Raw genomic sequence first — 16,473 nt, 5'->3', positions numbered from 1 at the left:
CGGGCGCTGCGTTCACGATGACGCCACGTCGGACTTGCCGGTCTTGTCGTCGGGATGGGGCGCGGTCGCGGCCGGCGTATCCAGCGGTCCGTCGAACAGGTCCGGACCGCGATCCGCCAATGGCTTATGCTCTTGCTCGGACGGTACCGGCGAAGAGTGCCCGGACGCGGCAGTCACTACCGGCTTCTCGACCATTACCGGCTCGTCGGTATGATCGACGGACCGATAGTCACGGCGATGCTCCTCCGTCTCCGGCGAGTGCACCACCTGCGTGGTATCGGCCGTCGAGTCCGTGCCCGTCTGCGGATGCTCGCGCATGATGCGTTCGTTTTCCGACGCCCAGCGCTTTTCCATCTCTTCGAGTTCTGCCTCGCGAACCATCGAATCGAAGCCCGAGCGGAACTGCCGCGCGACGCCGCGCGCCTTGCCGACCCAATAGCCGACCACACGCATCGCCTTGGGCAGATCCTTGGGACCGATCACGACAAGCGCGACGAAGGCCACGAGCAGAAACTCGGAGGGCGCGATATCGAACATTCAGCCGCGCCTATCTAGGGTCGTCAACTCTGCCGGCTTCAGGCAGGACGGTCGTCGCGGACGCGATTGCCGTCGCGATCGAACGCGGGATCGGCAGTCTTCTGCGCTTCGATCCGGGCCGATGGCTTGGCCGGCGTCTCGTCGTCGTTCTCGGACATGCCCTTCTTGAAGTTCTTCACGCCCTTGGCGACGTCGCCCATCAGGTTCGAGAATCGGCCACCGCCGAGAAGGAGGATCGCGACGACCGCGAGAACAAGCAAGTGAATCGGGCTAAAACCGCCCATGGCAATTCTCCTGGAAACTGAACCCTATCTAAGCCTCATCCCGCCGCTTTGCCAGCCACCTCGCCATCTTCCCGATCGTCTTCGCCATCTTCGAGACGATCGAACGCCAGATCGACCGGATCGAGCAGCCCGGCGGCGCGCAAATCGTCGATTCCGGGCAGGTCGCGGCGGCTCTGCAGCCCGAAATGGACGAGGAACGCAGGGGACGTCGCGAACATCAGCGGGCGGCCCGGCACTTCGCGCCGCCCAGCCGGCTTCACCCAGCCCGCTTCCATCAGGACGTCGAGCGTCCCCTTCGAGATCTGCACCCCGCGAATCGCCTCGATTTCCGCGCGGGTCACGGGCTCGTGGTAGGCGATGATCGCCAGCGTCTCGATCCCTGCGCGGCTGAGCTTGCGCGGTTCCTCGCGGTCGCGGCGGAGCATGTGCGCCATGTCCGGTGCGGTCTGGAACTGCCAGCGCTCGCCGCGTCGGACGATGGCGATACCACGGCCGGCATAGTCGGCCGTCAGCTGATCGAGCGCCGCGCGGACGTCACCGCTGCCGACATGCGCGCGAACCGCGTCGAGCGTCAGCGGAGTCTCGGCCGCGAACAGCACCGCCTCGACGGCGCGCGTGAGGTCATCGGGCGGGGTCACGCGCGGGCTCTCAGATACAGCGGCGCGAAGGGTGACGCCTGGCGCAGTTCGATCCTGCCCTGCCGTGCGAGTTCGAGCGCTGCGACGAAGCTCGATGCCAGCGCCGACCGCCGGAGACCGTCGCCGGCTTCGGGGAGGAAGCTTTCGATCACGCTCCAGTCGATCCGTTCGCCGACTAGCATCGACACGCGCTCAAGCGCCGCCTCCAGTGTCATCACCTCGCGGTCGGCAACCACATGCATGACCGGACGAGTCCGCGCGGAAATGCGACCGTACGCGGCGATCAGGTCGAAGATCTCGGCCTGCCATGCGGCCTTACGCACCGTCCGCAGACCCTCGGGCGCGCCGCGCAGGAACACGTCGCGCCCGGTCCGGTCGCGCGCCATCAACCGCGCGCCGGCCTCGCGCATAGCGCTCAGGCGTTCAAGCCTTAGTTGCAGTCGCAGCGCGAGTTCCTCCGGGTCGGGCTCGGCGAGGGGGTCGCGTGGGAGGAGCAACGCCGATTTCAGATAGGCGAGCCATGCTGCCATCACGAGATAGTCGGCGGCGAGTTCCAGCTTCAGCGCGCGCGCGGAGTCGACGTACGCCAGATACTGCTCGACCAGCGCGAGGATCGAGATCTTTCGCAGATCGACTTTCTGCCCGCGTGCGAGCGAGAGCAGCAGATCGAGCGGGCCCTCCCATCCGTCGAGATCCAGGGTCAGTTGCGCATCGTTCATCGCCGGACGCTACAGCGCACGCTGCCGGGCATCCACCCTCCACGTTTGACGACCGACCATACGGACCGTAAACGTTTCATATGGTCAGGGTGAACGTGAGGCTTGAGTGGGTATCGTGAAGATCGACGACGCGCTGCACGAGGATGCACGGCGGGCAAGCCAGGTACTGTGCCGGTCGATCAATGCGCAGGCGGAGTTCTGGATGAAGATCGGCATGCTCGCCGAGGCCAACCCGACTCTGTCGTTCAACGATATCGTCACCGCGCAACTCGCCGCTGCGTCGGTCCGCGTTGCCGACAAAACGGCAGCCTGAGATGGTGAAGACGCCGGCAGAACTGGCGCTGATGCGCGTATCGGGTGCGTTGCTGGCGTCGGTGTTCGAGATGCTTGACGAGCAGGAGTTGGCGGGGCTGTCGACGTTGCAGGTCAACGACATGGTCGATCGCTACATCACCGACGACCTCGCCGCCCGGCCCGCGAGCAAGGGGCAATATGGCTTCGAATATGTCCTGAACAGCTCGATCAATCACGTCGTCTGTCACGGCGTGCCGAACCTACGCGACGTCATCCGTGACGGCGACATCGTCAATCTGGACATCACGCTGGAGAAGAACGGCTTCATCGCCGATTCGAGCAAGACGTATATGGTGGGCACCGTTCCGCCCGCCGCGAAGCGCCTCGTGCGGGTCGCACAGGAGGCGATGTGGCAGGGCATTCGGCAGGTCCGGGCGGGCGCGCATCTTGGCGATATCGGCTTCGCGATCGAGCGGCACGCGAAGAAGCACGGCTATGCGGTGGTGCGCGACTATTGCGGGCACGGCATCGGCCGCGAGATGCACGAGGAGCCGCAGGTGCTCAATTTCGGGCGCGCCGGGACCGGCATGACGCTGCGCGAGGGAATGGTGTTCACGATCGAGCCGATGATCAACCAGGGGACGCGCAAGGTGTCGACCGAGGATGACGGTTGGACCGTAGTGACCGACGACGGCAAGCTTTCGGCGCAGTTCGAACATACGGTGGCGGTGACGCGCGACGGGGTCGAGGTGCTGACTTTGCGGGGGGACGAGCGGGCTCGGGGGTTGGGGTGATCGCGGGGTTCGCAACCGTTCAACCCATTCCGTTCGTGCTGAGCAGACTCATTAGAGCTGTACCGAAGGTGCGTGTCGAAGCCCGGGATCCACGCGCCAACCTGTCCTTCGATACGCCGCTTCGACAAGCTCAGCAGCTACTCAGCACGAACGGGATGTCCCTTCACCAACACCACCCCGGCGCAGGCCGGGGCCCAATTGGAGGACGGTGGTAACGGAGGATCGCGCCCCGTTACCGCGACCTCTCCAATTGGACCCCGGCCTTCGCCGGGGAGGTGCGAGAAAAGACGCGCGCTACTCGTACCAAATCAGGTCATGCGCGCGCCAACAGCGCATCGCGCGTTGCGGTCAGTTCCGCGAAATCACCCTTGGCCGCGCCGACCGACTTCATTGCCCGATCGAGCCTCGCGCGCGACGCTTCCGAGATTTCGCCAAGCCGCCCGGCGATCTCGACCATCTCGTCCATGCGCGCCCAGCAATCGAGCACCAGATCGCACCCGGCGGCGATCGCGCCCGCCGCCTTGTCGCCGGCGGTGCCCGACAGCGCCTTCATGTCGATGTCGTCGGTCATCAGCAGGCCGTCGAAGCCTATCCGTCGACGGATGATCTCGTCGATCACGATCGGCGAGAGCGTCGCGGGGCGGTCGGCATCCCAGGCGTCGAAGACTATGTGCGAGGTCATGCCCATCGGCGCCTGGTTGAGCGTGCGGAACGGTTCGAGGTCGATCTCGAGGTCGGCGTCGGTCGCAGTGACGGTCGGGAGGTGATGGTGCGTGTCGACCTTCGCGCGGCCGTGGCCGGGCATGTGCTTGACGACACCGACCACGCCGCCTTCGGCCAGCCCTTCGAGCGTTGCGCGCCCGAGGGCTGCGACGCGCATGGGGTCGGAGCCGAACGTCCGCGAGGCGACGGCTTCGGTGGTGTCCGACTGCGACACGTCGAGCAGCGGCAGGCAGTCGACGGTGATCCCGACCTCGCTGAGCATCACGCCGAGCGCCTGCGCGTTGGCACGTGCCGCGTGGATCGCGGTCATTGGCGCGCGTTCATAGGCTGCATCGAACACCGGGCCTGCCGGGAATTCGGGCCATTCGGGCGGCCCCATCCGAGCCACACGCCCGCCCTCCTGATCGATCAGGATCGCCAGATCCTGGCGTCCAGCCAGCGCGCGGAGCGAGTCCGTCAGCGCGCGCACCTGCGCCCGGTCGACGATGTTGCGCTTGAACAGGATGTAGCCGGCCGGCTCGCATTCGGCGAAGAATGCGCGCTCGGCGGGGGTGATTACGGGGCCGGACAGGCCGAAGATGACGGGCTTCATGCGTTCTTCCTAGCGAAACCGGCGTGCGCGATCATCCGTCAATAATCCTTCGACACGCGGACGTTGGCGCTCTGGCGGCCGAGCGTGGAGATGCTCGACAGCAATGACAGCCAGCGGGTAACCTGGAACTCGACCTGCGTGGCGGAATAGCCCTGCCCGTCGGTGACGATCTCCGCATACAGCCGCCGCGTGACGTATTTGCCCGCCGCGATCGAGGTGCCCTGCCCGGTCTGCGGATCGGCGGGGAGGATGCGGAGGCGATCGAGTCCGGCGGCGCGGCGCACCGCGTTGATCGGGTTGAGACCGCTGCCGCCGCCCTGCAATGCCGCGACCGCCGCGGCCAACTGGAGAGCCTCGGGCGCGGACAGGTTGGTGATCGAGGTGCCGAACAACAGCCGCGAGAGGAGCTCGTCCTCGGGCAGCGCTGGCGTGCTGGTAAAGCCGATCTCGGGCTTCAACGCGTAGCCGGTGACGCGGATCGATGCGCTCAGGCCCGTCGAGTCCGCATTCGCCTCGATATCCAAAGCGGGGTTCGCCGGGACCTGACCGTCGAAGCGTATGATGCCCCGCGCCAACTCGAACTGCCGCCCCGCGAACTCGTAGTCGCCGCGGATCAGCGTGGCGCGGCCGGTGATCGCAGGGTTCTCGGGCTGGCCGGCGATCTGGAGGTTGGCCGACCATTCACTGGTGAGGCCGAGGCCGCTGACCATCACCTGGTTCGGCGCGCGGGCCTTGATCGCCAGCGTCCAGGGCTTGGTCGGGGTAGCGACTTCCTCGCCGCCGTCGGGCAGGTTGATTTCGCGGATGTTGAGCTGGGGCACCGCGCTGGCCGCGGTGGCCTGGCCGAGGCGATAGCGGCTCTTGTCGAGCACGACGTCGCCGGCGATCGTGCCGCCCGAGCCGTTCGACTTGAACGTCAGCAGCCCCGTCACGGTCGCGCCGATGTCGTCGCGGTTGATCATCACCGCCTTGTCGGCCTGTAGCGCGAGGTCGAGGCCGATCCCGGCGGCGGCGGCGAATTCGAACTGACCGGTGCCGGTGACGCGGCCGCCCTTGCCCGCGTCCGCGCCGAACCGGTCTATCACGAGCCGCGAGCCACCGAAGCGCCCGGTCGCCTGGACGTTGGTGAGGACGGTGCCGGTGGTCGCGCTCTCGATCCGCGCGCCGTTGGCCTGGACGACGCCGCGCAGGGTCGGGTTGGCAAGCGTGCCGACGACGTCCGCGCCGATCGCGACCGGGCCGGACAGGTCGAACAGCTCGACCCCGGTGAGGCGCCAGAGCGTGTCGGCCGGGCCGCTGTACCGCAGTTGTCCGAACAGGCGGGCGTTGCTGATTCGGGAGGCCAAGTCCCCCTGCCCCAGCGGCGCGAGTTGGACCTGGGCGCGGCCGATGGTCTTGCCGGCCGATGCGATGACGGCGCGCAGGCCGAGTTTGTCGGGGGAGAGCACCGCCGCGATGCCGACGTCGATCGGGCGCGACGAGAGGACGAGGCCGGCGCGGCTGAGCCCGCGGATCGTCACGTTCGCCTTGCCGGTCGGGGCTGCACCATTTGCGGTCGCGATCGTGAAGCTGCCCGACGCGCTGCCGCTGAGACCGAGGCCAGGATAAGCGATGTCGAGGATCGCGAGCGGCATGCGCGTCAGGCTGGCGTCGATCGCGGTGCTGGCGGCAGTGAAGCGGCCGCCGACCTGGGCCTCGCCGCCCGAGAAGCTGAGCTTGGTCGGCGCGAGGTGCCAGCCATCGTCTTCCTGGGTCAAAACCGCCGGCGTGAGCAGTTTCAGCGGGCGGCCGTCGAGCGTGCCTTGCGCGGAGATCGCGTAGCTCGTGGCGGTCACCTGCGTGACGCTCTGGATATCGAACGCCCGGCCGCGGGAGCCGGCGATCGATGCCTTGATCGTGCCGACGCCGCCGCGCAGCGACGCGGACCCGTTGAACCGCGCGAGGCTGAACGTGCCGCGGCGCAGGCCGAGGCCGGTCGCGGTCGCCTCGATCGAGGTGCCGGCGGGATCGAGCAACGTGACGAAATCGAGCTTGCCCTGGCGCAGCGCGATGCCGTCGAGCGTCGCGGCCTTTGCGGCGAGATGCCCTTCGACGCGCTGGATCTGGCCGACCGGGCGGAACAGGAGTTCGCCCGAAATGCCGCCGCCGGCAACCGCGAGCGCGCCGTTGAAGCCGCCATCGACGACCGCGATGTTCCCGCTCGCCTTGGTGCCGGCTACGTTCAGCGCGGCGATGGTGATCGTCGCACCGGCGCCCGGCGGCAACAGGATCGCGCCGTTGGTGGTGAACGGCCCGAGCCGCGATCCGCCCGCTGCGGTGAACGCGAAACCCTGCGGCGTCGGATCGAGATGCGCGCGGACGTTCGACAGCCCGAGCGTCGCGTTCGGGCTGGCGAAGACGAGATCGAGCGTCGGCTTCTCGATCTGGCCGTCGAGTTTCAGCGTCACCGGGCCGTAAGTCTGCTGGCGTCCGCCGCCCTCGAAATGGAAGGTCCCGTCGCGCCGCCGATAGCCGTTGCCGGTCAGCCGGATTTGCGGCGCGGTCAGCACGAGGTTGGTGAAGTGCATCACCCCGTCGGTGGTGCGTTCGAGGTTGGTGGTGATCCGCGGCAGTCCGCCCGCGAGGCTGCGGAAGAACGCGTTGTCGAGCCGCACAATCTGCGCGCTGCCCTGACCGATCACGCGCGTGCCGTGGCGGTTCGGGCCGGGGACGACACGTAAGGTCGATTTCACGTCAACGATGCCGAGACCGGGTATCAGATAGCGGCCGAGCCCGCCGTTGATGCCGACCTCGAACTGGCCGTTGCGCAGGTCGACCGCGAGATTGATGCTGCCGGTGAGTTTGTCCGAGCGGAGCTTGAGCGCGTCGCCGGTGAGCAGCGTCGGCGTCACGCGGAGCAGTCCGTCGACCGACAGGTTGCGCAGGATCCCGCCCGCGACGGTGCCAACGCCAGTCACACGCGCGGCGGTGAAGCGGATTGGGACGGTTACGGGTGCCGCGGACAGGCGGCCCTTGCCGGCGGCGTGCGCGTTCTCGAACCCGGTCTGGTCGAACGCGAAGCGGCTGGCATCGAGGCGGTAGTCGAACGCGGCGGTCGCGAACGGGCCGTCGAGGATCGCGCGAAGCTCGACCATGTTGCCGGTCATGTTGTTGAACAGCGCGGGGGGTCGGAGCAGTCGTGCCTTGATCCGCACGTCGCGGTAGGCGTTGGCGGCGAGATCGATGATGCCGGTCGTGTCGACGGCCAGCGCGGGCGTGCGCAGCGAGAGCTGGCCGTCGAGGCGGCGGTTGGCGAACCCGGCGCTGCCGTTGACGAGGATGCGCGGTGCGGTCAGCCGTTGCAGCCGGCCCTTCAGCAGCGACGACGGCGCGAGCGTGCCCGACAGCGTGTAGCGGCCGGCGACCTGCGCGAGCGCGAGATCGACGACTCGCGTCGTGCCGACGATGCCGTTCGCGCGGCCGTTCCACTTCGCCCAGCTGCCGTCGCCGGTGACCGCGACCGCGACCGCGACCGGGCCCTTCGCCTTGACCATCCGCGCGAGCACGCCGCCCGCAGCCCCCTTTGCGGCGACGTCGAGGTCGAAGCGGTCGCGGGCGGGCTCGGCGTCGATCCGGAGCTTCAGGTCGTCGCTGCCGGCAACGCGGGCCTTGAGGTCGACGAGTGCGCGGCCGGAGCGGATGTCCGCGCGGCCTTCGAGCGTCCCAATCCGCTCGGTCCCGAGCACGCGCTTGGCCAGCGTGAGGCGGCCGACCGAAAGCTTGCCGATATGGATGTCGAAGTCGGGCAGGATCGGGCCGCGCGTCTTCGACGGGCGCGTGCGCGGGGTATGCGTCAGGATCGCGCGATCGACGATCAGCCGGCGGATACTCAGGCGGTTCGAGAACCAATCGAACGGCGACCAGTCGAGCGTGACGTCGGGCGCCTGGAAGACCAACCCTTCGAGATCGTACACGCGGAGATCGGTCAGGCGGGTGTCGCCGTACAGCGAGCCGTCGATCCGACCGACCGTGAAGCGCAGTCCGTTCGCGGTCTTGATCGCCGCGATGCGGTCCGCGACGAAACGGTGGCCGACATCGGTGTCGACGATCAGCAACGCCGCTCCGACGATCGCGAGAAGCCCCAGGACCGCGCCGACGATCCAGCGCCACCAGGCTATCCGACGCTTCGGTGCGGGAAGGTCCTCGGTCAAAACGCCTGCCCCAGCGAGACGTAGACGGCGATGCGGCTGTCGCCGGGCTGCGGGTTGATCGGTGTGCCGACGTCGAGCCGAATCGGGCCGAAGTTCGAATAATAGCGAACGCCGATCCCCGTGCCGTATTGCAGCCCGGTGAACTTCGGCAGCGGCGAAGTGTAGATATTGCCCGCGTCGAGGAACGGCACGATGCCGAAGCTGCCCAGAACGCGGACGCGCGCCTCGATCGAGAATTCGGTGAGGCTGCGGCCGCCGATCGGGTCGTTGTTGGGATCGCGCGGGCCGATCGACTGGTAGCCATAGCCGCGCACCGACGCGCCGCCGCCGGCGTAGAAGCGGCGTGACGGCGCGACCTGATCGCGTGGGGCGCCGACGATGGTGCCGAGCCTGGTGCGCGCGGCGAGGACAACGCGGTCACCGAATGGTTGGTACACGCTGCCGTCAAACTGGGTGCGGGCATAACCGAATACCGAGCCTTGCAGCGACACTTCGGGGCTGATCCGGCCGCCGAGGCGGAAGCCCTTGGTCGGGTTGAGCAGATCGTCCGAGCCGTCGTAATTGAGGCTGGTCGGCAGCGCACCGATGAAGAAGGTGCGGCGCCGTGGAGCGCCGGTCGAGAGGATCACATCCTGCTCGTCCGACGCGAGCAGTTCGGCACCGACGGACCATGTCCAGGTCTTCTGGAAGAAGATGTTGGTCTGGCGCTCCAGCGTACCCGCGAGCGAATAGGTCTTCGCGTCGTAGGCGTCGCGGTTGGTATGCGCGGCGGACGCCTGAAGCGTCAGCACACGGTCGCGCGCCTTGAAGTTGTTGCGGCGGAAGACGACCGAGCCGAGCTGTTCCTGCGTTCCCAGAACCCCGCGCAGCGTCAGCGCGCCTTCGGGCGGGAACAGGTTGCGGTGCGTCCAGCTGAGTTCCGCCCGCGCGCCTTCGCCGGTGCCGTAGCCGAGTTCGCCCGCGACGGTGTGCGGCGGCGCGCGATCAAGCTTTACGGCAATGTCGACGGTATCGGGTGTCGCGCCTTGCACCGGTTTAAGATCGACCGCGGAGACGAGGCTAGTCTGGATCAGCGCGCGGCGGAGGTCGTCGAGCTTGGCGGCATCGTACAGGTCGCCGGGCGAGAAGCGCGCGATCTCTGCGACATGGTCCGCGCCGAACACCCGATTGCCGGGTAGCGCGACGACCTGTCCGAACTTGCGCGCACCGCCGGGTTGGACAGACAGGTCGAGCGTCGCGGTGCGGGTGGCGTGGTCGACGACGATGGCCGGATCGCCGACCTTGGCGAACGGAAAGCCCTCGCGCCCGATCTGCGTCGTCAGCTTGGCCTGCCCCGCAACGATCGCATCGGAATTGACCGGGTCTTCGGGCTTGATCCCGAACGCAGTCGTCAGCCCCGGTGCCTTGTCGCCTGCCGCGGCGATGCCATCGATCGTCACGCCCTTGAACTTGTAGAGCGTGCCGGGGGTGGCCGAGAGCACGACCATCGGCTTGGCACCCGGCTCGACGCGCGTGACGACGTTGGCGTCATAATAGCCTTCCGCGCGGAGCAGGCTGTTGAGCAGGTCGGCATCTTCGCGGGCGCGGCGATCGAGTTGCGCGGCGTTGGCGGCCTGGTGGTCGTTCGCGTCGAGCGTCGATAGCTGCGCGAACCGCTGTCGCAGCAGCGCGTCGTTGACCCCGTCTATGCCGTCGATCCGCCAGGCGTAGCGGCTCTCCGCATTGGCATCGACCGCGGCGACGGTGGCGGCCGGGTCCATTGGCGACGTCGCGAGATCGGGCCAGGCGACGCCGATGTCGGGGAGCGGGGCGAGCGGCGAATTGGGGTCGAGCGACATCGGTGTGTCGGCGGTCGAGCTTGCTTGCGTTTGCGCCGGCACGGGCGCGGTTTGTGCTCCTGCGGCACGTATGCCCGCGCAAGGTAGGGCACCCGCTGTCGTCAGAACGAAAAAGGCGGCGGCCGGCCCGGCTCGCCCGACGCGGAACACCATGTCCGGCTCCTAGCCGGGCTTGTCGTTGCGGAACAGTATCTAACGCCGTATTTCCGCCACGTTTCGTCCGGGCGGCGGATCAGATGTGGCGTGTGGCTGGCGTCCCATGGCTGCGCGTGGCAGGACATGGCGATGGCCGAACCGACTTCCCGCGACACCCTGCCCCCCCACAAGGACCCGAGCGCTGCGGGCGGGTTCCTTGTCGCGCTGGGGATGCTGGGTGGTGCGGGGGTGGGGTTTGCAATCGGGCAGGCGACGCCGGGGTTTCTGGTTGGGACGGGCGTTGGCGTGTTGGCGGCGGTGTTGGTTTGGTTGAGGGACCGGCGGTAGAGGGCGTTCGCCCGCCCATCTCCCGTTCGTCCCGAGTAGCCGTCGAGTAGCTCCAACGGAGCGTATCGAGACGGCGGATCGAAGGACAGGTTGGCGCGTGAGACCCATGCTTCGATACGCGCCCTCGATACGCTCCTGACGGAGCTACTCGGTCGCTACTCAGCACGAACGGGATGTGGGGTGGGCTCCCGTACCATGCTGATTTACCCGTGCCATGCTTATTTAGCGGCCACCTACCTCGTCTAGACTACCGACTCCCACGCCAGATCTGAAGCGGTGCGCTCGGGTTCAGCCCGCCCTGATGCACCGGACAACGACGATACCGAAAGCGGCGATCCAGGCAGATCCAGACCTCGTCGAGCCAGCCCTGCTTCGTCGCGGTAACCCGCATCATGTCAGCCTTCAGGCCGGGGTTCACGCCCGTCATCTCAGCCGCGAACCGGCCTGCAGTCAGTGGCGCACGCGACAACGCGTCCATGTCCGGATAGCGAAGCTTACCGTACAACCCGGCGGACTGGTTGAAATACTTCGCCGGACGATAGCCGGGCATACAGGTGCCGTGCTTGGCCCATTCGTGCTGGAGCAACTGCGCGGACGGCGTCGTGCAGAGATGCGCACGGATCACCGGAGGCGGTACGAACTCGGCGTCATGACAATATTGCGGCCAGTCCTTGCCGACCCCGTCCGGCCAGAGCCCATGCAGCGTGAAGCCGAACCGATTCCCCGCCCCGCACTGGAAGGTCGAGCCCGTCCGATCGCCATTCTCACGGCAATATTGCGGCGCCCAGGTGATCGCGAGCGTATAGCTGCCGATCGGGATATCGCGCTTCGGCTGGCTCTCCGACGGCAGGTCCGGGCGGACGCGCTCGACCGACGTGGGAGTCGAGCATTGATAAGCCTGCGCCTGCACGACGCTCGGCAGTGCGATCGCGACGGCGGCGAGGGTCAGCCTGGAGATCATGCGACGTTTCCTCTGTCGGTATCCGTGTCGAAATCGGCGTCGTCGTCCTGACCGAACCAGGCTTTGCTGCCGGGCCGGAAGAGGTGGACGGCGGCGGCGACGTAGAGTGCTTCTGCGATGAGCGAGAGGATCGATGCGGTGCCGACAATCGCACTTCCGGTCGCGAGCGTCGCAAGCGCCTGGACGGCGGCCCAGGTCGACAAGGCCGCGAGGATCACGACCACCCATTTCGCGACGACGCTCGGCGCACGCGCGGTGAAGTACCAGAGCAGCACCGTCACCGCGATCCCGATCGCCTGGAACGTCGGCAAAATCCACGTCGCCTTGGCGAGTACCGGATAGGCGGTGACGATCGCCTCGCGCTGCGTCCAGGTCATCGCCGCGACGATCGTATCCAGTATGAACGCCGCCCAATAGAGGCGCTCGTAGCGAACGATGGCAACCGGCCTGATCATGGTCCTACTCCCTGACCTGGCCAGCCGAAGGCCCGCGCCGGATCTGGCGGAGCTATTCGACGGTCGCGAAGTCCAGCCCTATATCTGCTGCGGGCGCCGACTGCGTCAAGCGGCCGACCGACACATAGGTCACGCCGGATTCAGCAATCGCGCGGATGGTGTCGAGATTGACACCGCCCGATGCCTCGGTGGGGACACGACCGGCGACGAGCGTCACCGCCTCGCGCAAGATCGCGGGCGGCATGTTGTCGAGCAGCAGGTGCGTTGCGCCCGCTTCCAGCGCCGGTTCGATCTGGTCGATGCGGTCGACCTCGACGATGATCTGCGCGATCCCCGCCGCCTTGGCGCGCCGGACCGCCTCGGCAACGCCGCCGGCAACCGCGACGTGATTATCCTTGATCATCGCCGCATCCCACAGACCCATGCGGTGGTTCTGTGCGCCGCCCATCCGCGTCGCGTATTTCTCCAGTACGCGGAGGCCCGGGATCGTCTTGCGCGTGTCTAGCAGGATCGCGCCCGTGCCCGCGATCGCGTCGACATACGCGCGCGTCATCGTCGCGATTCCCGACAGATGCTGGACGGTGTTGAGCGCGGATCGCTCTGCCGTCAGCATCGCGCGCCCTGCCCCTTCGAGCCGCATGAGTTCGGTGCCGGCCGTCACCTGCTGCCCGTCGCGGACGAGGCGTTCGATCCGCACGCCCGGGTCCAGCGCGCGGAAGAACGCGTCGGCGAGATCGAGCCCGGCGACGACGATCGGATCGCGGCTGTCCATCACCCCGGTGAACCGTGCGTCGGCGGGAATCACTGCGGCCGAGGTTATGTCGCCGATCGTGCCGAGATCCTCTGCCAGCGTTGCCGCGACGAAGGCGTCGATATCGAACGACTCGGGCAATGCTGTCTTCACCTGTCGTCTCCGGATTGTTCGTCGAAAATATGCTCGGCGCGCGGTGCCAAAAAAGAGACGGTCGGAACAGTGACTTCACGGTTCATTCGACTCATCGAATTATTTTTCCGATATAGGAACCATTCGAGACGTCGAGGGTTTGCCGATCACTACCGAGGATATTCTTATGCCCACCACCACGATGGCCGATACCGCACGCCTGCATGCCCTGCTGGACGAAGCTCTTACGCTGGCCGACACGCTACAGCTGCCGCTGGCTGCCATTCATATCGACCAGGCACTCGCCCAGTTGAGCGGTGCCGACGTCCCGGCGCTCTGAGCGCCCCCTGATCTTAACGCTTCGTGATCTGACCGCGTCGGGCTGGCATCATCCAGCCCGATCGACGACCAACCGAAACGGGCCTTCACTTCGGCCCGAGATCACCCTTCCCCACGGTATTCGATGCCATCGACAGCATGCGGTCGAGGCTTTTCTTTGCCTGTAGACGAAGGCCCTCCTCGATCTCGATCCGCGGCGAGAGATCGCGTAGCGCGACGTACAGCTTTTCGAGCGTGTTGAGCGCCATGTACGGACAGATATTGCAGTTGCAGTTGCCGTCCGCACCCGGCGCACCGATGAAGCGCTTGTTCGGGAGCGCCTTTTCCATCTGGTGGATGATGTGCGGCTCGGTAGCGACGATCAGCGTGTCGCCGGGCATCGCGAGCGCATAATCGAGGATGCCGCGCGTCGAGCCGACATAATCCGCGTGATCGAGGATGATCGGCGGGCATTCGGGATGCGCCACGACGGGCGCGCCGGGATGCTGCGCCTTAAGCTTCATCAGCTCGGTCTCGCTGAACGCCTCGTGGACGATGCACACGCCCGGCCACAGCAGCATGTCGCGGCCGGTCTTCCGCGCGAGGTAACCGCCCAGGTTGCGGTCGGGGCCGAAGATGATCTTCTGCTCGGGTGGGATCTGCGCGAGGATAGTGTCCGCCGACGAACTCGTGACGATGATGTCGGAGAGCGCTTTCACCTCGGTCGAGCAGTTGATGTAGGTCAGCGCGATGTGATCGGGGTGCTTCGCGCGGAAGGCGGCGAACTGCTCGGGCGGGCAGCTGTCCTCGAGGCTGCACCCGGCGTCCATGTCGGGAAGCACGACGATCTTGTCGGGCGACAGGATCTTGGCGGTCTCGGCCATGAACCGTACGCCGCAGAAGGCGATGACGTCGGCGTCAGTCGCAGCCGCCTTGCGCGACAGGTCGAGACTGTCGCCGACGAAATCGGCCAAATCCTGCAATTCGGGCTTCTGATAATAATGCGCGAGGATGACGGCGTTCTTTTCCTTGCGGAGCCGCTCGATCTCGGCGCGTATGTCGATGCCGGCGAAGTTCTGCTTCAATTCCATGGTCGTATCCCGAGTTTAGCGCCCGTCTTCTAGCGACGATTCCCTAGCACGTCCTGCAGCGAGCGCGAGGTGTCCCAGCGTTCGGTATTCGCGGTCGGCTCGTCGGCGAAGCGGACCGCGACGGTCGCGTCGATTCCGGCAGCCCGCAGCGGCATCGCGAAACTCCGTTCGACCGCACGGCGGGTGGCGTCGCGCGCGAGCTTGATCATCGCGGGCTCGCGCGCCTGGCGGATCAGTTCGATCTGGCCCGCACGGCGGTTGGCGGCGTCGAGGCGCTTTTCGGCATCGGTGAAGGTCGTCAGCACGCCGCCCGAGCCATATTCGCGCACCGCGTTCAGATCGACCTGCGGGCCATCGGCTTCGACGGCGGGCAAGCGCACGGACAGCGTCTTCGAAGTGCCGTCCCACGCGACATCCGACTGGGTCAGCTTGGCCATGTCGACTTCGTACCGGACCATCCCGGGCATGATCAGCGTCTTTTCGGTCGTGAAGCCGAGCTGCGATTGCTTCGAGGTGACGACCGCGACGTAGCGCGCGGCGAACGCGGAGAGCCGGTTCTGCTCGCGCAGTCCTTCGAGGCTCGCGCTGGCGATCGTCGTCGGATCGGGCGTGAGCCGGTCGCTGACGTAGCGCTGCACCCCCCAGAGCACGAGCAGCCCCGCGAGGACGAGAATCAAGACGATTCCGACGGCCTTTGCCAGGAACGGGGCCACCCCGCTCTTGCGTACGGGTTCGGTCACGCTGTCGTTCGCCATGTCTCGCCTTCCTCAATAACCAGTCCGCTGGTTTGCAGGTCGTACAGATGCGCCAGCACCGATCGTTCGGCGGCGGGCACGAGTTGCGCGCCGAGACCAACATACATGCGCTCGACCATCGCCGGGATCGCCAACGCGCCTTCGCGAAGCAGGCGAAGGATCTGCCCCTCGCGTTGCTTGCGGTGGCCGAGCATGCCGCGGACGAGCCGTTGCGGTTTGTCGATCGCCTCGCCGTGGCCGGGATAATAGACGCGGTCGTCGCGCCCCATCAGCTTTTCGAGGCTGGCCATGTACGCCGTCATATTGCCGTCGGGCGGCGAGACGATCGTCGTGGACCAGCCCATGACGTGATCGCCGGAGAACAGCGCCTTCGTCTCGGGTAGCGCGTAGGCGAGATGGTTCGAGGTGTGGCCAGGCGTCGCGATCGCCTCCAGCGTCCAGCCTTCGCCAGTAACGGTATCGCCCTCGGAGAGAACGCGATCGGGTGCGTAGGCGACATCGAACGACGCGTCTGCGCGCGCACCCGCGTCGGCGAGGTCGAACGGCGCAGCGCCGACGATCGAGGCGCCAATGAGCGACTGGAGCGGACGCGTGGCGGGGCTATGGTCGCGGTGGTGATGCGTGACGACGATCGCCTCGACCGGCCGCCCGTCGATCACGCGCAGCAGCGCGTCGATATGCGCGGGATCATCTGGACCGGGATCGATCACGGCAAGATCAGTCGTGCCAACGATATGCGTCTGCGTACCCGTATAGGTGTAGGGGGAAGCGTTGGGCGCGAGCACGCGAACGACGAGCGGCTCGAGCTGGATCGGGATACCGGTCGGATGCTCAGCCATGGATGCGAAATGGCGGCTCGACGCGGCGATGGCAAGACCTCGTTAGTCGCGGAGAGCTGTCGGAAACTCTTACAGGCCG

At 66.9% G+C, this 16,473-nt stretch carries 16 protein-coding genes; 3 read left to right on the top strand and 13 right to left on the bottom strand.

Annotated features, from left to right (window positions below; genetic code table 11):
* Positions 1-12: 12 nt before the first annotated feature.
* The 4 genes from tatB to AC59GX_RS13785 are packed head-to-tail and all read right to left on the bottom strand — an operon-like array spanning position 13 to position 2,178.
* Positions 13-537, bottom strand: coding sequence for a Sec-independent protein translocase protein TatB (gene tatB, locus AC59GX_RS13800; RefSeq protein ID WP_426281331.1), 525 nt, complete (start codon positions 535-537; stop codon positions 13-15).
* A 38-nt stretch (positions 538-575) separates the two neighbouring features.
* On the bottom strand, positions 576-821 hold the full coding sequence (locus AC59GX_RS13795) for a Sec-independent protein translocase subunit TatA (RefSeq protein ID WP_056055794.1): 246 nt from the start codon (positions 819-821) through the stop codon (positions 576-578).
* Between the two features lie 35 nt (positions 822-856).
* Positions 857-1,459, bottom strand: a complete 603-nt coding sequence (gene scpB / locus AC59GX_RS13790) for an SMC-Scp complex subunit ScpB (RefSeq protein ID WP_426281332.1) — start codon at positions 1,457-1,459, stop codon at positions 857-859.
* On the bottom strand, positions 1,456-2,178 hold the full coding sequence (locus AC59GX_RS13785; RefSeq protein WP_426281333.1) for a segregation and condensation protein A: 723 nt from the start codon (positions 2,176-2,178) through the stop codon (positions 1,456-1,458). The genes scpB and AC59GX_RS13785 overlap by 4 nt, the downstream gene beginning before the upstream one ends.
* A 106-nt stretch (positions 2,179-2,284) precedes the next feature.
* Between AC59GX_RS13785 and AC59GX_RS13780 the strand changes: the two genes are divergently transcribed.
* Together AC59GX_RS13780 and map are read left to right on the top strand one after the other, a co-directional pair.
* Entirely contained in the window at positions 2,285-2,491 is a 207-nt protein-coding gene (locus tag AC59GX_RS13780; RefSeq protein ID WP_056055789.1) for a ParD-like family protein, read from the top strand.
* Between the two features lies 1 nt (position 2,492).
* A complete protein-coding gene (map, locus tag AC59GX_RS13775) occupies positions 2,493-3,266 on the top strand; it encodes a type I methionyl aminopeptidase (RefSeq protein ID WP_426281334.1) in 774 nt (257 codons plus the stop codon).
* A 313-nt stretch (positions 3,267-3,579) separates the two neighbouring features.
* On the opposite strand, the gene AC59GX_RS13770 is transcribed toward map, so the two are convergent.
* The 6 genes from AC59GX_RS13770 to nadC all read right to left on the bottom strand — a co-directional run bounded on the left by AC59GX_RS13770 (position 3,580) and on the right by nadC (position 13,412).
* Entirely contained in the window at positions 3,580-4,581 is a 1,002-nt protein-coding gene (locus AC59GX_RS13770; protein WP_426281335.1) for a glycoside hydrolase family 3 N-terminal domain-containing protein, read from the bottom strand.
* Between the two features lie 38 nt (positions 4,582-4,619).
* Entirely contained in the window at positions 4,620-8,771 is a 4,152-nt protein-coding gene (locus tag AC59GX_RS13765) for a translocation/assembly module TamB domain-containing protein (protein WP_426281336.1), read from the bottom strand.
* A complete protein-coding gene (locus AC59GX_RS13760; protein WP_426281337.1) occupies positions 8,768-10,762 on the bottom strand; it encodes an autotransporter assembly complex protein TamA in 1,995 nt (664 codons plus the stop codon). Before AC59GX_RS13760 ends, AC59GX_RS13765 begins: the two co-directional genes overlap by 4 nt.
* Before the next feature lie 577 nt (positions 10,763-11,339).
* Complete coding sequence (locus AC59GX_RS13755; protein WP_426281338.1) at positions 11,340-12,053, bottom strand: ribonuclease T2 family protein; 714 nt, start codon at positions 12,051-12,053, stop codon at positions 11,340-11,342.
* On the bottom strand, positions 12,050-12,508 hold the full coding sequence (locus tag AC59GX_RS13750; RefSeq protein WP_056057452.1) for a hypothetical protein: 459 nt from the start codon (positions 12,506-12,508) through the stop codon (positions 12,050-12,052). Before AC59GX_RS13750 ends, AC59GX_RS13755 begins: the two co-directional genes overlap by 4 nt.
* Positions 12,509-12,560: 52 nt before the next feature.
* The gene (gene nadC / locus AC59GX_RS13745) at positions 12,561-13,412 is read right to left on the bottom strand and encodes a carboxylating nicotinate-nucleotide diphosphorylase (protein WP_426281339.1); all 852 of its coding nucleotides are present in this window, start codon (positions 13,410-13,412) and stop codon (positions 12,561-12,563) included.
* 166 nt (positions 13,413-13,578) lie between these two features.
* Between nadC and AC59GX_RS13740 the strand changes: the two genes are divergently transcribed.
* Positions 13,579-13,731, top strand: a complete 153-nt coding sequence (locus AC59GX_RS13740) for a hypothetical protein (RefSeq protein WP_167397683.1) — start codon at positions 13,579-13,581, stop codon at positions 13,729-13,731.
* A gap of 85 nt (positions 13,732-13,816) precedes the next feature.
* Here AC59GX_RS13740 and nadA read toward each other — a convergent pair whose 3' ends face one another.
* The 3 genes from nadA to AC59GX_RS13725 are packed head-to-tail and all read right to left on the bottom strand — an operon-like array spanning position 13,817 to position 16,394.
* Positions 13,817-14,800 carry a quinolinate synthase NadA gene (nadA, locus tag AC59GX_RS13735; protein WP_056057445.1) on the bottom strand — a complete coding sequence of 328 codons (984 nt, stop codon included), beginning with the start codon at positions 14,798-14,800 and terminating at the stop codon, positions 13,817-13,819.
* A gap of 29 nt (positions 14,801-14,829) precedes the next feature.
* On the bottom strand, positions 14,830-15,555 hold the full coding sequence (locus AC59GX_RS13730; protein ID WP_253070842.1) for a DUF4230 domain-containing protein: 726 nt from the start codon (positions 15,553-15,555) through the stop codon (positions 14,830-14,832).
* Positions 15,537-16,394 carry an MBL fold metallo-hydrolase gene (locus tag AC59GX_RS13725; RefSeq protein WP_497301904.1) on the bottom strand — a complete coding sequence of 286 codons (858 nt, stop codon included), beginning with the start codon at positions 16,392-16,394 and terminating at the stop codon, positions 15,537-15,539. Before AC59GX_RS13725 ends, AC59GX_RS13730 begins: the two co-directional genes overlap by 19 nt.
* Positions 16,395-16,473 lie beyond the last annotated feature (79 nt).

The sequence above is a fragment of the Sphingomonas sp. 320_CC genome, assembly GCF_059691795.1.
Note: the sequence above shows the minus strand (reverse complement) of the source record. Positions and strands in the feature narration are given on the sequence as shown.

What these genes read in the sequence shown, in the direction of transcription:
- tatB (WP_426281331.1), bottom strand. Translation starts at nt 537, where the DNA reads ATGTTCGATATCGCGCCCTCCGAGTTTCTGCTCGTGGCCTTCGTCGCG.
- AC59GX_RS13795 (WP_056055794.1), bottom strand. Translation starts at nt 821, where the DNA reads ATGGGCGGTTTTAGCCCGATTCACTTGCTTGTTCTCGCGGTCGTCGCG.
- AC59GX_RS13785 (WP_426281333.1), bottom strand. Translation starts at nt 2,178, where the DNA reads ATGAACGATGCGCAACTGACCCTGGATCTCGACGGATGGGAGGGCCCG.
- map (WP_426281334.1), top strand. Translation starts at nt 2,493, where the DNA reads ATGGTGAAGACGCCGGCAGAACTGGCGCTGATGCGCGTATCGGGTGCG.
- AC59GX_RS13770 (WP_426281335.1), bottom strand. Translation starts at nt 4,581, where the DNA reads ATGAAGCCCGTCATCTTCGGCCTGTCCGGCCCCGTAATCACCCCCGCC.
- AC59GX_RS13760 (WP_426281337.1), bottom strand. Translation starts at nt 10,762, where the DNA reads ATGGTGTTCCGCGTCGGGCGAGCCGGGCCGGCCGCCGCCTTTTTCGTT.
- AC59GX_RS13755 (WP_426281338.1), bottom strand. Translation starts at nt 12,053, where the DNA reads ATGATCTCCAGGCTGACCCTCGCCGCCGTCGCGATCGCACTGCCGAGC.
- AC59GX_RS13750 (WP_056057452.1), bottom strand. Translation starts at nt 12,508, where the DNA reads ATGATCAGGCCGGTTGCCATCGTTCGCTACGAGCGCCTCTATTGGGCG.
- AC59GX_RS13740 (WP_167397683.1), top strand. Translation starts at nt 13,579, where the DNA reads ATGCCCACCACCACGATGGCCGATACCGCACGCCTGCATGCCCTGCTG.
- nadA (WP_056057445.1), bottom strand. Translation starts at nt 14,800, where the DNA reads ATGGAATTGAAGCAGAACTTCGCCGGCATCGACATACGCGCCGAGATC.
- AC59GX_RS13730 (WP_253070842.1), bottom strand. Translation starts at nt 15,555, where the DNA reads ATGGCGAACGACAGCGTGACCGAACCCGTACGCAAGAGCGGGGTGGCC.
- AC59GX_RS13725 (WP_497301904.1), bottom strand. Translation starts at nt 16,394, where the DNA reads ATGGCTGAGCATCCGACCGGTATCCCGATCCAGCTCGAGCCGCTCGTC.